Origin of the sequence: Streptomyces sp. NBC_01707, from assembly GCF_041438805.1 — a bacterium.
GTDB lineage: Bacteria > Actinomycetota > Actinomycetes > Streptomycetales > Streptomycetaceae > Streptomyces.
This window is the reverse complement of the sequence record NZ_CP109190.1, coordinates 7,840,509-7,854,475: the sequence shown is the minus strand read 5'-3', so window position 1 is coordinate 7,854,475 and position 13,967 is coordinate 7,840,509. Positions and strand designations below refer to the sequence as shown.

The window sequence follows — 13,967 nt, the reverse complement described above, 5'->3', positions numbered from 1 at the left end:
GCAAGGAGGTGCCTCATGCGGAAGGTCACCGACTGCCGGGAGTACCCCAGCGAGACGAAATGCACCCTTGCCCTCTCCGGTGAGCCGGAGGAAGTGGTCCGCGCCACCAGCGATCTGGCCGTGTCGGTGCACGGTCACGCGGACGACCGGGAGATCCGGGAGCAGACCGGGGCCGGACTGCGGGACGAGCCCACCCAGCTCGCCTGAACCGCCCCCGCACCCCGTACGGACACACACGCACGAGCCCGCCGCGGCCCACGTCTCCTCGTGGCCCACACGAGGGCCGAGGGCCCGACACCTGTGAAGCGACGTCTCGGACGGGCCGGGGAACCGGCCCGGCCGACACGTCAGAGCGCCTCGTACACCGCCTCGATCAGCGCCATCTTGCGCGGGTCGTCGGCGATGCGCGGACCCATCCGGTTCATGACGTACCCCAGGGCGACGTCCGCCTCCGGGTCGGCGAGGCCGCAGGATCCGCCCGCACCGTCGTGACCGAAAGCGCGCGGGTTGGGGCCGTACGAACCCTGTGGGCCGCTCAGCCACAGGCCGAGGGCGATCTCCGTGTCGTGGCCGAAGCCGATGCCGAGCACCAGGTCCCGGCAGCTGCCCTGCCCCTCGCGCGCTCGCTCGGCGGCCTCCTCGGAGAGGATCCGCCGGTCGCCGAGCCGGCCCCGGCCGGCGAAGATCCCGTACAGCGCGGCGACGGCGCGGGCGGTGCCGTGGCCGTTGGCCGCGGGGATCTCGGCAGCCCGCCACTCGGGCGTGTTGGCTGCGGGAGCACCGGTGGGCGGGTTGAGCAGCGAGGCGACGGCCACCGGCGCCATCCGGGCGAACAGGGCCGCCTGCTCGCCCGCGGCCGATTTCGGCACGACGAGCTCCGCGACGCGGTCCGCCTCCTTCTCCGGAAGGCCGATGGTGAAGTCGATGCCGAGCGGTCCGGTGACCTCCTGCCGGAGGAACTCGCCCGGCAGCAGTCCGGTGATCCGGCGGACGACCTCACCGACCAGGAAGCCGTACGAGAGCGCGTGGTATCCCGATCGCGTCCCGGGCTCCCACCAGGGCTCGGTCGCCGCCAGCCGGGTGGTGGTCACCTCCCAGTCGTACAGGTCGGCGAGGCTGTGCGGCTCGCGCAGCCCCGCCACACCCGAGCGGTGCGAGAGCAGATGGCGTACGAGAACGGCTTCCTTGCCGGCCGCGGCGAATTCCGGCCAGTACGTGGCGACGGGGGCATCGAAGTCGATCAGCCCCCGGTCGGCGAGGATGTGGGCACAGAGCGCGGTCGGACCCTTGCTGGTGGACCAGACGTTGACCAGGGTCTCCCGTTCCCAGGGGCGGGTACGGGCCTCGTCGGCCCAGCCGCCCCAGAGGTCGGCCACGGGTTCCCCGCCGACCAGGACGGTGACGGCCGCGCCGAGTTCGTCACGCTCCCGGAAATTCGCTTCGAATGCGGCGCGCACACCTGAGAATCGGTCGTCGCAGTGGCCATGGATCTGCGGCACGGTGGCCTCCCTCGCCTGGGCATGCCTGGTGGTGCAGGGTCGATGGGCAACATACCGACTGGTCGGACCGGCGGGAAGATGTCGGGCACTCCCATGGCGGGGCGGTTCACCGGATCAGCGGGGACCCGCTTCGAGGCGCAAGCTCCAGCGGCCCGGCAGGCCGGCGAGCGTGATGCTGGAGAGCGGGCGGACGTCGACGTTCCAGTACGTCGAGGGCGGCGCCCCCAGCACGTAGACGAGGGCGGCCCGGACGACGGCCGGCTCCGCGACGGCGACGATCGAACCCTCGCAGGCGGGGCGGGTGTCCAGCCAGCCCCCTATCCGCGAGATGAACGCGAGCAGAGGTTCGCCACCGTGCGGGGCCGAGCGCGGGTCGGCGAGCCAGGCGTCCACCGCGGCGGGTTCGCGGGCGGCCACGTCGGAGAGGGTCAAACCGCGCCAGCGGCCCATGTCGCAGTCGCGCAGGGCGGGTTGGGCCATCGGCGCGTAGCCGAGCGCCTCCCCCGTGGCGCGGCTGCGTGCCGTCGGTGAGCAGTAGCGCAGTTCGGCGGCGCCCAGGGGCACCAGGGCCGGCGCGGCGAGCTGCACCTCGTGCCAGCCGGCCTGGTCGAGCGGCCGGTCGTCGTCGAAGCGCTCGGCGAGCAGTGAGGAGCTGCGCGCCGCGGCGACGAGCGAGACTCGAACACTCATGGCGGAGATCGTGGAGCGGAACGCCGCCCAGGTCAAGGGGGCGCCTTGTCAGACGGAACCGGCGGCGTCGAGCCGGAGGTACATCCACTTCTCAGGGCTCCCCAACGGCTTGAAGCCGACCTTCTCGTAGACCCCGTGGGCGTCGTCCGTGGCGAGCGTGAGCCTGCGGATACCGGTCGGGGCGAGGTGGTCACGCACGGCGGCGGCGAGCCGGGTGCCGAGACCGTGACCGCGGGCCGGCCGGTCGACGTACACGTCACAGAGCCAGGCGAAGGTGACATGGTCCGTCACCACCCGGGCGTAGCCGACCTGCGCCCCCGAAATGGTGTCATACGCACCGAAGTTGAGCGATCCGGCGATCGCCAGGTCCTGCTTCTCGCGGGTACGGCCGAGGGCCCAGTAGGCGTCGGTGGAGAGCCAGTGGTGGATCCGGGCCGGGTCCAGCCGGGCCGGATCGGACGAGATCTCGTAACGCTGCCGGGGGCTTTCAGTCATGCCCGGAGGATAGGTGGTGCGGGCCAGGAGCGGCGAAGAGTTTGTCGCAGGCGACGCGCAGGCGCCGCACACCCTCGGCGATCTCGCCCGCTCCGGCGACCGCGGCAAAGCTCAGCCGCACCTGGGCGGACGGAGGTTCGGCGCAGTAGTAGGGGCGGCCCGGCGCGATCGCCACGCCCGCGAGCAGGGCCGCCGAGACGAGTGCCGCTTCGTCCGCGCTCGTCGCGGCGTCCGGCAACCGCAGCCAGAGGCTGCCGCCACCCGCGGGGATGTACGGGAGCGAGAAGGCGGGCAGTTCCAGCCGTAGCGCGGCCGTCATGGCGGTCCGCCGCTTCTTCAGCTCAGTCGACACGGACCTCAGATGGTGACTCCAGGCCGGGGAGCCGACCAGTTCCAGGGCAGCTTCCTGAAGCGGGCGGGGGACGAAGAAGGTGTCGACGACCTGGAGGGCGCGCAGCCGTTCCAGCACCGGCCCACGGGCGGCCAGCGCACCCACCCGCAGGCTGGGTGAGGTGATCTTGGTGAGGGAGCAGACGTGCACGACGACGCCGTCGGGGTCGTCGACGGCCAGCGGCGCCGGCAAGGGGCCCGCATCGTCGTGGACGAGGCGGCGGGCGAAGTCGTCCTCGACGACGAAGGCCCCCGCCTCGCGGGCGATCCGGACGACCTCGCCGCGCCGGTGCGGGGCAAGGACCGCACCGGTCGGGTTCTGGAAGAGCGGCTGGCAGACGAAGACGCGCGAGCCGGTGGCCCGGAAGGCCGCGGCGAGCAGTTCGGGTCGCACCCCGTCGGCGTCGACAGGCACCGGGACCGGCCGCAGTCCGGTGGCGCGGGCGGCCGCCAGCATGCCCGGGTAGGTGGGCGACTCGACGAGAACGGGGGCGCCGGGCGGGGCGAGGGCGCGCAGGGCGGTGGCCAGGGCGCTCTGGCCACCCGCGGTGATCAGTACGTCGGCGGCGGTGAGTGAGGGCCCGATCTCGCGGGCGAACCAGCCGCGTAGTTGGGTGAGGCCGTCGGTGGGCGGGCGGCCCCAGGCGCCGGGGCGGCGGCCGGCCCGGGCGAGGGCGGCGGCGAGTGCCTGTTCGGGCTGGAGCGAGGGGTGGAGGTATCCACCGTTCAGTTCGATGACACCGGGCGGCGGCGCGGCAAGCGTGACCAGGACACCGGACGCGTCGACGGTTCGCGGCACGACCTCGGGGCCGCCGTCGCCGCTGAGGGAGATCTCCTGCCAGGAGGTGTCGCCGGGCGGGGACGCGTCGGTTCGGGGCTGCGCCCGGAAGGCACCGGAGCCGGGGCGGGTGACGACGAGCCCCTCTGCGGCGAGCTGCGCGATGGCCCGGGAGACGGTCACGGGGCTGACCCGGAAGCGCTCCACGAGGGCCCGGCTCGACGGCAGCTTCCCGCCTGGTGAGTAGCGGTTCAGTTCATCCCGGAGGAAACCGGTCAGATCGGCGACGCTGCTACGCTCTTGCATGACAGCACAGGATAGCGCTACCCGATCCACATCGATAGCGGTTGCCCCGCCGGCGGGGCGGAGCGGAGTTCTTCTCGCCGGACTCGGCGTGGTCGCCTTCTCGCTGACGTTTCCGTCCACCGTCTGGGGGCTGGAGAGCTTCGGCCCCTGGTCGCTGGTGACCCTGCGCAGCCTGCTCGCCGCGCTGATCGCGGGCGGGGTGCTGCTCGCGGCACGGGTCCCGGTACCGGACCGCCGCCACTGGAGCGGGCTCGCGGTCGTCGCGGGCGGTGTGGTGATCGGCTTCCCGCTGCTGACCACGCTGGCCCTGCAGACCTCCACGTCGTCGCACGCGGCGGTCGTGGTGGGGCTGCTGCCGCTGACCACGGCGGTGCTCTCGTCGCTGCGGACCGGAACGCGCCCGCCGCGTACGTTCTGGATCGCGGCGCTCGCCGGGGCGGCCGTGGTCATTGCCTTCACCGTGCAGCAGAGCGGCGGCGCGCTGTCCGCCGGCGATCTGTATCTGTTCGGCGCGCTGCTGGTGTGCGCGGCGGGGTACACGGAGGGCGGCAGGCTGGCGGGGGTGATGCCGGGATGGCAGGTGATCGGCTGGGCGCTGGTCCTCGCGGCGCCGCTGATGGTGGCGGGCGCGGCGGTCGCACTCCCCTTCGAGCCGGTGCGGCTGACCGCGCACGGGGTCGTCGGCCTGGCGTGGGTGGCGGTGGGTTCGACCTTCGTCGGCCTGTACGTCTGGTACCGCGGCATGGCGCAGATCGGTGTCCCGCGGGCCAGCCAGCTTCAGCTCGCGCAGCCGCTGCTGACCCTGGCGTGGTCGTTCCTGCTGCTCGGCGAGGAGGTCTCGGCGGCCGCGCCGGTGGCGGCGGTGGCCGTGCTCGTCTGCATCGCGGCCACCCAGCGGTCGAGCGCCAGGCGGTAGTCCGTCCGGTGCGCGGCGGCGTCCGGTCATAGACTTGTCGACAAGGACCGCCACCCGTGAGGAGGTCACTCCCGATGGAGGCACACCCGGGCGACCGGCTGCTGACGCACGGCAGGACCGTGGGACAGCACGACAGGGTCGCAGAGATCGTCGAAGTGCTCGGTGACAGGGGCGCTCCCCCGTACCGCGTCCGCTCCGACGACGGACACGAACACCTGGTTTCACCAGGTCCCGACGCCGTCGTCCAGCACACCGTGGTCCGGCGCCGGGGCCCGGAGACCCCGTAGGGCCCCCGGGCGGACCATCCCCGACCGCACCACCGCGAGGTGCGCTCCCCTCAGGTCAGCGAGGAGGGCGCACCCTGTGGCGGTAATGGTCGGAGACGACCTGTGCCATCGTGCCGATCCGGTCGGTCACGACGTCCTTGCCGGAGAAGTAGACATGACCGCGGACCTGGTCGTAGGCGGCGGCGAAGTCCAGATGGCGTGAGAGTTCGGCCGGGTCCTGCCAGGCGGCCGGCTGGGCCGGGTCGCCGGCCTTGTACAGCGCCTCCCCGACGAAGAGATCGACGCCCGTGCCCCGTACGACCTCGTCCCACCAGGGCAGCAGCTTGGCGTAGTCGGCGGCGGCGAAGCCGATGTTCCAGTAGATCTGCGGGCAGATGTAGTCGATCCAGCCCTTCTTGACCCAGCCACGGGTGTCCGCGTGCAGATCGTCGTAGGTCTGCACGCCCGCCTTGGTGTCCGAGCCGAGCGGGTCGGTCGCGGCGTTGCGCCAGACCCCGAACGGGCTGATCCCGAACTGGACGTTCTTCTTGATCTTCTTGATCCGCTCGGCGGTCTCACGCACCAGCTTGTCGGTGTTGTCGCGGCGCCAGGCGGCCTTGTCCGGGAAGTCCGCGCCGTACTTCGCGTAGGTGGCGTCGTCGTCGAAGACCTGTCCGGCGACCGGGTACGGGTAGAAGTAGTCGTCCCAGTGGACGGCGTCGATGTCGTAGCGGCGGACCGCGTCGAGCATCGCGTCCTGGACGAAGCGGCGGACCTCGGGCAGTCCGGGGTTGTAGTAGAGCTTCCCGCCGTACGGCAGGACCCAGTCGGGGTGCAGCCGTGCAGGGTGGGTGGGGATCAGCCGGGACGGGTCGGTGTGGTTGGCGACCCGGTACGGGTTGAACCACGCGTGCAGTTCGAGGCCACGCCGGTGCGCCTCGCGGACGGCCGTGCCCAGCGGGTCCCAGCCGGGGTCCTGGCCCTGGACCCCGGTGAGGTACTCGGCCCACGGTTCGTAGGGCGAGGGCCAGAACGCGTCGGCGGTCGGGCGGACCTGGAGGATCACGGCGTTAAGCCGCCGGTCGACCGCCTCGTCGAGGTAGGCGATCAGCTCGGCCTGCTGCTCCGCCGCCGTCAGTCCGGGCGCGGACGGCCAGTCGATGTTGGCGACGGTGGCGACCCACATGCCGCGCAGCTCACGCCGGGCGACGGAGTGGGAGCGGGCCTGCTGCTCGGACGACTCACCTGTCCGGGCCCTTGGAAGAGTCTGCGGCACGGCCACGGCCTCACCCGCCCCCGCGGTTCCTGCAACTACCCCCGCGACCACTCCGGCCGCACCCGCCACAAAGCCCCTTCGGGCGATTTGCCGCATTCCGTTGCCACCTGCCGTCTCTATGTCCTCATCCATCACCCTGGTACCGGGCGTAACGCTGAGCATGCCCGCCCCGGCCCGTCATGGTCCATAGGTCGCGGAGTAACGTCGGGGGGTCGAGGCAGAGCCCGGAATCAGACGGGTGTCCGCCGAACGGAGATCAGCGAAAGGCACGAGGTGACGGACTCTATGGCCGACATTGCACGCGTCGGAGTGGTGGGCTGTGGCCAGATGGGCGCAGGCATCGCGGAGGTGTGCGCCCGCAGCGGCCTCGAGGTCAAGGTGGCCGAGACCACCGGCGAGGCGCTGGAGATCGGTCGCACCCGGCTCCACAACTCCCTCTCCAAGGCCGCCGAACGCGGCAAGATCACGGAGGCGGAGCGTGACGAGACACTCGGTCGCCTCAGCTTCACCACCGACCTCGGCGAGTTCGCGGACCGCGATCTCGTCATCGAGGCCGTCGTGGAGAACGAGCAGGTCAAGACCGAGATCTTCCAGGTGCTCGACCAGGTGGTGACCCGGCGGGACGCGATCTTGGCCTCCAACACCTCGTCCATCCCGCTGGTGAAACTGGCCGTCGCGACCTCCCGCCCGGACCAGGTCATCGGCATCCACTTCTTCAACCCGGCCCCGGTGCAGAAGCTCGTCGAGCTGATCCCGGCACTGACCACGTCCGACGAGACGGTCACGCGCGCCGAGGCCCTGGTGCAGGACGTGCTCGACAAGCACCCGATCCGCGCCCAGGACCGCTCCGGCTTCGTCGTCAACGCGCTGCTGATCCCGTATCTGCTCTCCGCGATCCGGATGTTCGAGTCGGGGATCGCCAGTCGCGACGACATCGACAACGGCATGGAGCTCGGCTGCGCCCACCCGATGGGTCCGCTGAAGCTCTCCGACCTGATCGGTCTGGACACCGTGGCCTCGGTCGCCGACTCGATGTACGCCGAGTTCAAGGAGCCTCTGTACGCCGCTCCCCCGCTGCTCCAGCGGATGGTGGACGCGGGCCGGCTCGGCCGCAAGACGGGCTCGGGCTTCTACCCGTACTCCTGACCGCCGATCGGGGCCGCACGGGGCCGGCCGGGGATGCCCCGGCCGGCCCCGCGTGCGTGGCTGTCACGGAACCCGGGTCCCGTCCGGGCGGGTGGTCCGGGCTCACCCCAGCCGTAAGTGATGGAGCATCATCAGCCCGGCCACCATGTTGGCGGCCGGGACCTCGCCCCGGGCGATCATGTCGGGCACCAGCTTGAGCGGAATCCACTCTCGCCGCGACGACTCGAAGTCGTCCTGCGGATGTCCGGTCCAGCTGGCCTCCTGGGCCCAGAAGAGGTGGTGCCGGGCGTCGGTGAGGCCGTTCGACGGCTCCACGGTCAGCAGAGGCCGCAGCGGGCCGGGGCGCCAGCCGGTCTCCTCCTCCATCTCCCGGGCGGCCGCGGCGGCGATGTCCTCGCCGTCCTCGACGACCCCCGCGGCCAGTTCCCACCCCCAGCTGTCGGTGATGAACCGGTGCCGCCACAGCAGGAGCACCTCATCGGCCTCGTTGACGACAGTTGCCGCGGCGACGGGGCGCAGCCGCACGAGGTAGTGGTCGAGGCGCCGGCCGTCGGGGAGTGCGACGTCCGCCAGATTGACCCGGAACCACCGGTTTTCGTACACGGTTTGTTCGTTCAGATTCGTCCACTGCACAGTTCTGCCACCTTCCGACATGTTGGTGGCAACATCGCAGCAGGAGCAGCGCCGGAGGGGAACGTTCAGAGCGGTACGCGCAGCGCTCCTTCGATGAGTTCGGCGGCCCGGTCCGCGTCGGCGCAACCGCTCGCGATCAGATCCTCGCGCACCGCCCGCAACCGGTCCCGCAACCGCTGCGACTCCATCCCCCGGACCCGTTCCGCCATTTCGGCCGCCGTGCCGGCCGCTCGGTCCGCCTCCCCCTGCCGCAGCTCGATGTGCGTCAGCATGGCCAGCCGGTGCACGCGGCCACGGTCGTGCGCCGGCGTCCGTACCGCCGCGGCGGCGTGCTCCCGTGCCCCGGGAAGATCGCCGAGGCGGAGCAGCGCCTCGGCCACCTGCACATTGACCAGGCCCGGCTCGACGTACCCCGTCTCGTCGGGCTCGTGCCCGGGACGGATCCGTCCGGCCTCCGACTCGGCGCGCCGGATGCACCTCAGGGCACTCCGGCCGTCGCCGAGATGGGCGTACGCCTTGGCCTGCATCGCGTACAGATCGGCGGCCAGCGCGGGCGTGATGTCCCGGCCCGCGGCCCGCAGCGCCGCCTCCGCGAACGCGACGGACTGCCGGTACTCGGCCAGGAACAGCGACTGGTTGACGAGCAGGGCGATCACATACCCGCCGAGTCCCCGGTCCCCGCTTGCCTTGGCCAGCCGCAGCGCCTGGTGGAAGTAGCGCTGGGCAAGACCGTGCGCGTCGGAGTCGTAGGCGCAGATGCCCGCGACGGCCACCAGCCCGCCGGTCGCCCGGTGCAGCCGGCGGCCCAGCGCATCGCTGTAACCGCCGCGCAGCAACGGGGCGGTCTCGGCGTTGAGGAAACCGACGATGCGGGAACGGGTCGCGATGCCGCCTGCCCTGCGGTACATCAGTTCGTAGTGGGAACGGGCCGCACGCAGCATCGCTATGTCCGCCGACGAGACACGGGTCTCACCGGCACGGGAGACATCGGCGTCCTCCGGCGGGTTCTCCCACTCCCAGACCGGCATCACCGCCGTCGTACCGGTGACGGCCGCCGAGGCGAGGACGTGCGGACGCTGCTGTTCGTCGGAGCGCCACAACGCGGTGGCCCGCTCGACGAACCCGGTGAGCGTGGAGGCCGGCACGGGTGCGCTGCCACCGGGGCACGCCATGCCGATGTCGTCGAGCGAAACCGGCCGGTGCAGCCGGACGCCGAGCACCTCGCAGATCAGGTCGGGCACCTGACCGCGCGGGCGCTGGCCCTTCAACCAGCGGGCCACGGCGGTGTGTTCGTACCGCAGGGACAGCCCTCGGGCACGCCCGGCCCGATTGACGTGCGCGGCGAGGCCCGCCCGGGAGACGCCCGCCTCGTCGATCAGGGCCTCGAGCAGAATGTTGGGCTCCATTGCCCCTCCTCCGCCGGACACGCCTTGAGGCGTGTCGCCCCAGTGGAGCACGTTTCACACGGGGTGTGAACGGAATGCCCGAACCGTCCCGCTGCGCACTCTGTTGCGCCTGGGCGCCGATCGGTTGAATCAGTCGCCTCGCAAGAGGCGGCCGGGTCGTCTGCTCCCCCTCGTACAGTCGACGACCCGCACCCGCGCCGTTCGCCCTGCCGACCTGCCCGACACTCCGTGGCAGCGCGGGCGGCGCCGGATCGCACGACCCACTGCCCACTGATCGGAGGGTGGCTGCGGGACCGTGCCGGAACCGGGTTCCCCCGGGCCGGGACGGGGCCCGCGTGCGGTCCCCCGCCGTTCGGCGAGCACAGGAGGAGGGGGCGTATCCGTCCACCGGATACGCCCCCTCCTCACCACTTGCCTTCAAGTCCGTCGCAGGATCCCTTCCATGCCGTCAAGGCCACAGAGGGGAGTTCCCGTCCGGAGGGCACGCACACCCTCCGGACGGACACCTCGGGCCTCCTACGCTCCGCGCAGCACCGCACCGGTCCGCTCGGCAGCCAGGGCGACCGCCGCGTCGCGGGCGGCCGTGGCCTCGTCGACGGTCAGCGTGCGGTCCGGGGCCCGGAACCGCAGCGCGTACGCCAGCGACTTCTTGCCCTCACCGATCTGGTCGCCGGTGAAGACGTCGAACAGCCGCAGCGATTCGAGGAGTTGACCGGCGCCGGCGCGCAGCGCCTCCTCCACCGTGGTGGCGGGCACGTCCTGCGCGACGATCAGCGCGACGTCCTGGGTCGCCACCGGGAAGGTGGAGATCCGCGGCGCCTGGAGCGCACCGTCGACGGCCTGCTCCAGGAGGTCGAGCTCGATCTCCATGGCGCAGGTCCGCTCCGGCAGGTGGAGCTCCTTGATGACACGCGGGTGCAGCTCACCGGCGTGTCCGACGAGCGTCTCCTCGCCGGCCGACGTCACGAACAGGGCGGCGCAGCGGCCGGGGTGCCACGGCGCGTGCTGGTCGCTGCGGACGGTCAGCTCGACACCGGCCTCACGGGCGATCGTGCGGGCGGCCTCGATGGAGTCCGCCCAGTCGGCCGGGCGGCCCTTGCCCCACCAGCCGGCCTGCTCGCGGGCGCCCGCGAGGACGACCGCGGCGCGGCGGGGCTGACGCGGCAGTGCGGCATTCAGGCCGGCGATCTCGTCGTCGGTGGGACGGCGGTCGACGGTCAGCCGTTCGGTCCGCGTCTCGTCGCCGGTCGGCCTGAACACCAGACCGGTCTCGAACAGCGCGAGGTCGTGGCTGCCGCGGCCGTCGTTGCGCCGCAGTGCGCCGAGCAGACCCGGCAGCAGCGTGGTGCGCAGCGCCGGCTCCTCGTCGGAGAGCGGGTTGACGAGCTTGACCGTACGACGACGGGCGTCGTCGGCGTCGAGTCCGAGCTGGTCGAGCACGGCGTCGCCGATGAACGGGTAGTTCAGCGCCTCGACATAACCGGCTCCGGCCAGCGCCCGGCCGAACCTGCGGTGCAGCCGCTGGCGGTCGGTGAGCCCGCGGCCGGACGGCGGCGTCGGCAGGGTGGACGGAAGGTTCTCGTACCCCTCGAGCCGGATGACCTCTTCGGCGAGGTCGTTCGGCTCGCTCAGGTCGGGCCGCCAGGACGGCACGGTGACGAGGAGCTCGTCCTGCCCGTAGACGTCGCAGCCGACCTGCTGGAGGCGGCGTACCACGGTCTCGCGGCCGTACGCGACACCGGCCACCCGGTCGGGGTGGTCCGCGGGCATCGCGATGGTGCGAGGCGCGGACGGGGCGGTGACCTCGGTGACACCGGCCTCGGCGGTGCCGCCGGCGAGCAGCACCAGCAGGTCGACGGTGCGCTGCGCGGCAGCGGCCGCGGCCTGCGGGTCTACGCCGCGCTCGAAGCGCTTGGACGCCTCGGAGGACAGCTTGTGCCGGCGCGCGGTCCGGGCGATCGAGATCGCGTCGAAGTGCGCGGCCTCGATGACGACCTCGGTGGTGTTCTCACCGTTCTTGACGTCGGCGATCTCCGTGTTGGCACCGCCCATGACGCCCGCGAGGCCGATCGGACCGCGGTCGTCGGTGATGACCAGGTCCTCGGCGTCGAGGACGCGGACCGTGCCGTCGAGCGTGGTGAGCTTCTCGCCCTGCTGGGCGCGGCGCACCCCGATCGGCCCGTCGACGCGAGTGCGGTCGTAGGCGTGCAGCGGCTGGCCGAGCTCCAGCATCACGTAGTTGGTGATGTCGACGGCGAGCGAGATCGGGCGCATCCCGGCCTTCTGCAGCCTGCGCTGCAGCCAGATCGGGGAACGCGCCTCGGGCTCCAGGCCGACGACGGTGCGCGCGGTGAACCTGTCGCAGCCGATCGGGTCGGCGATCTTCACCGGGTAACCGAACGCGTTCGGCGCGGGGACGTCGAGGAGCGCCGGGTCGCGCAGCGGCAGCCCGTACGCGATGGCGGTCTCGCGGGCCACGCCACGCATGGAGAGGCAGTAGCCGCGGTCGGGCGTGACGGCGATGTCGAGGACCTCGTCGACGAGCTCGAGCAGCTCGATCGCGTCGGTGCCGACCTCGTGCTCCGGCGGCAGCACGATGATGCCGTGCGTACCGTCGTCGCCCATGCCGAGCTCGTCGGTGGAGCAGATCATGCCGTGCGAGGTCCTGCCGTACGTCTTGCGTGCGGCGATCGCGAAGTCGCCGGGCAGCACGGCGCCCGGGAGGACCACGACGACCTTGTCGCCGACAGCGAAGTTACGGGCTCCGCAGACGATCTCCTGCGGCTCACCGGTGCCGTTGGCGGAGCCGACGTCGACCGTGCAGAAGCGGATGGGCTTCTTGAAGCCCTCCAGCTCCTCGATGGTCAGTACCTGTCCGACGACCAGGGGGCCTTTGAGGCCGGCGCCGATCTGCTCGACGGTCTCGACCTCGAGACCGACGGCGACGAGCTTGGCCTGTACGTCACGGCCGGTCTCCGTCGCCGGCAGGTCGACGTACTCCCGCAGCCAGGAAAGCGGGACGCGCATCAGATCTCCATCCCGAACGGCCGGGTGAACCGGACGTCACCCTCGACCATGTCTCGCATGTCTTCGACGTTGTGGCGGAACATCAGCATCCGCTCGATGCCGAACCCGAAGGCGAATCCGCTGTACTTCTGGGGGTCGACACCGCAGGCGATGAGCACCTTGGGGTTGACCATGCCGCAGCCGCCGAGCTCGATCCAGCCCTCGCTGCCGCAGGTGCGGCAGGGGCGGTCCGGGTTGCCGACGGATTCCCCGCGGCAGACGTAGCAGACCATGTCCATCTCGGCGGACGGCTCGGTGAACGGGAAGAAGTTCGGCCGCAGCCGGGTCTTCATGTCCGGGCCGAAGAGAGCCTGGACCATGTGGTCGAGGGTGCCCTTGAGGTCCGCCATGGTGAGACCCTCGTCGACGGCGAGCAGCTCGATCTGGTGGAAGACCGGGGTGTGTGTCGCGTCGAGCTCGTCGGTCCGGTAGACCCGGCCCGGGCAGACGACGTAGACGGGCGGCTCGCGGTCGAGCAGGGTGCGGGCCTGGACCGGCGAGGTGTGCGTGCGCAGCACGACACCGGACTCGTCGCCCGTGGTCGGCTTCCCGTCGGGCGTGGTGCCCTGGACGAAGAAGGTGTCCTGCATCTGCCGGGCCGGGTGGTCGGGCACGAAGTTCAAGGCGTCGAAGTTGAACCACTCCGCCTCGACCTCGGGGCCCTCGGCGACCTCGTAGCCCATGGCCACGAAGACGTCTGCGACGCGCTCCATGATGGTCGTCAGCGGGTGGCGGGCGCCGGCCGGAGTGCGGTCGTACGGCAGCGTGACGTCCACCGCCTCCTCGACCAGCACACGGGCGTCCCGCTCGGCCTCCAGCTCCGTCTGACGGGCGGCGAGGGCCTTGCTCACGGCGCCGCGGGCCTGGCCCACGCGCTTGCCCGCCTCGGCCTTGGCCTGCGGCGGCAGGGCGCCGATCTCCCGGTTGGCGAGCGACAGGGGCGAGGTACCGCCGGTGTGCGCGGTCTTCGCCTGGGCGAGCGCGTCGAGGTCGCCCGCGGCGGCGAAGGCGGCGAACGCCTCGTCCCGCATGCGCTCGATCTCTTCCGGTTTCAGTGCCTCGACCTCGACTGGGTCGTACGACTTGTTCGGTGCCGACAT

The 13,967-nt window shown here is 71.8% G+C and carries 13 protein-coding genes; 4 read left to right on the top strand and 9 right to left on the bottom strand.

The window, feature by feature from the left end; translation table 11 throughout:
* The first annotated feature begins 15 nt into the window (after positions 1-15).
* The gene (locus tag OG963_RS35185; protein WP_030918619.1) at positions 16-207 is read left to right on the top strand and encodes a hypothetical protein; all 192 of its coding nucleotides are present in this window, start codon (positions 16-18) and stop codon (positions 205-207) included.
* Positions 208-347: 140 nt separating this feature from the next.
* Here the strand turns inward: OG963_RS35185 and OG963_RS35180 are convergent, their stop codons facing one another.
* The 4 genes from OG963_RS35180 to OG963_RS35165 all read right to left on the bottom strand — a co-directional run bounded on the left by OG963_RS35180 (position 348) and on the right by OG963_RS35165 (position 4,158).
* A complete protein-coding gene (locus tag OG963_RS35180) occupies positions 348-1,499 on the bottom strand; it encodes a serine hydrolase domain-containing protein (RefSeq protein WP_371799818.1) in 1,152 nt (383 codons plus the stop codon).
* Positions 1,500-1,613: 114 nt separating this feature from the next.
* Entirely contained in the window at positions 1,614-2,189 is a 576-nt protein-coding gene (locus OG963_RS35175) for a histidine phosphatase family protein (protein ID WP_371799817.1), read from the bottom strand.
* Positions 2,190-2,237: 48 nt separating this feature from the next.
* On the bottom strand, positions 2,238-2,684 hold the full coding sequence (locus OG963_RS35170) for a GNAT family N-acetyltransferase (protein ID WP_093775229.1): 447 nt from the start codon (positions 2,682-2,684) through the stop codon (positions 2,238-2,240).
* Positions 2,677-4,158 (bottom strand): PLP-dependent aminotransferase family protein, encoded by a 1,482-nt coding sequence (locus tag OG963_RS35165; RefSeq protein WP_093775227.1) that lies wholly within the window; start codon positions 4,156-4,158, stop codon positions 2,677-2,679. The genes OG963_RS35170 and OG963_RS35165 overlap by 8 nt, the downstream gene beginning before the upstream one ends.
* On the opposite strand from OG963_RS35165, the gene OG963_RS35160 reads away from it, so the two are divergent.
* Together OG963_RS35160 and OG963_RS35155 are read left to right on the top strand one after the other, a co-directional pair.
* Positions 4,157-5,074, top strand: coding sequence for a DMT family transporter (locus OG963_RS35160; protein WP_371799816.1), 918 nt, complete (start codon positions 4,157-4,159; stop codon positions 5,072-5,074). The two genes, OG963_RS35165 and OG963_RS35160, sit on opposite strands and share 2 nt — an antisense overlap.
* A gap of 74 nt (positions 5,075-5,148) precedes the next feature.
* Entirely contained in the window at positions 5,149-5,361 is a 213-nt protein-coding gene (locus OG963_RS35155) for a DUF1918 domain-containing protein (protein ID WP_093775223.1), read from the top strand.
* 55 nt (positions 5,362-5,416) lie between these two features.
* On the opposite strand, the gene OG963_RS35150 is transcribed toward OG963_RS35155, so the two are convergent.
* Positions 5,417-6,712, bottom strand: coding sequence for a glycoside hydrolase family 10 protein (locus OG963_RS35150; RefSeq protein WP_177309252.1), 1,296 nt, complete (start codon positions 6,710-6,712; stop codon positions 5,417-5,419).
* Between the two features lie 189 nt (positions 6,713-6,901).
* Here OG963_RS35150 and OG963_RS35145 point away from each other — a divergent pair, with 189 nt between their 5' ends.
* The gene (locus tag OG963_RS35145; RefSeq protein WP_371799815.1) at positions 6,902-7,762 is read left to right on the top strand and encodes a 3-hydroxybutyryl-CoA dehydrogenase; all 861 of its coding nucleotides are present in this window, start codon (positions 6,902-6,904) and stop codon (positions 7,760-7,762) included.
* 102 nt (positions 7,763-7,864) lie between these two features.
* On the opposite strand, the gene OG963_RS35140 is transcribed toward OG963_RS35145, so the two are convergent.
* The 4 genes from OG963_RS35140 to pheS form a co-directional block, all read right to left on the bottom strand.
* A complete protein-coding gene (locus OG963_RS35140; RefSeq protein ID WP_030918595.1) occupies positions 7,865-8,395 on the bottom strand; it encodes an NUDIX hydrolase in 531 nt (176 codons plus the stop codon).
* Positions 8,396-8,460: 65 nt separating this feature from the next.
* Complete coding sequence (locus OG963_RS35135; RefSeq protein WP_093775221.1) at positions 8,461-9,801, bottom strand: transcriptional regulator; 1,341 nt, start codon at positions 9,799-9,801, stop codon at positions 8,461-8,463.
* 516 nt (positions 9,802-10,317) lie between these two features.
* Entirely contained in the window at positions 10,318-12,828 is a 2,511-nt protein-coding gene (gene pheT, locus OG963_RS35130) for a phenylalanine--tRNA ligase subunit beta (protein WP_093775219.1), read from the bottom strand.
* Positions 12,828-13,967, bottom strand: coding sequence for a phenylalanine--tRNA ligase subunit alpha (pheS, locus tag OG963_RS35125; RefSeq protein WP_030918587.1), 1,140 nt, complete (start codon positions 13,965-13,967; stop codon positions 12,828-12,830). The genes pheT and pheS overlap by 1 nt, the downstream gene beginning before the upstream one ends.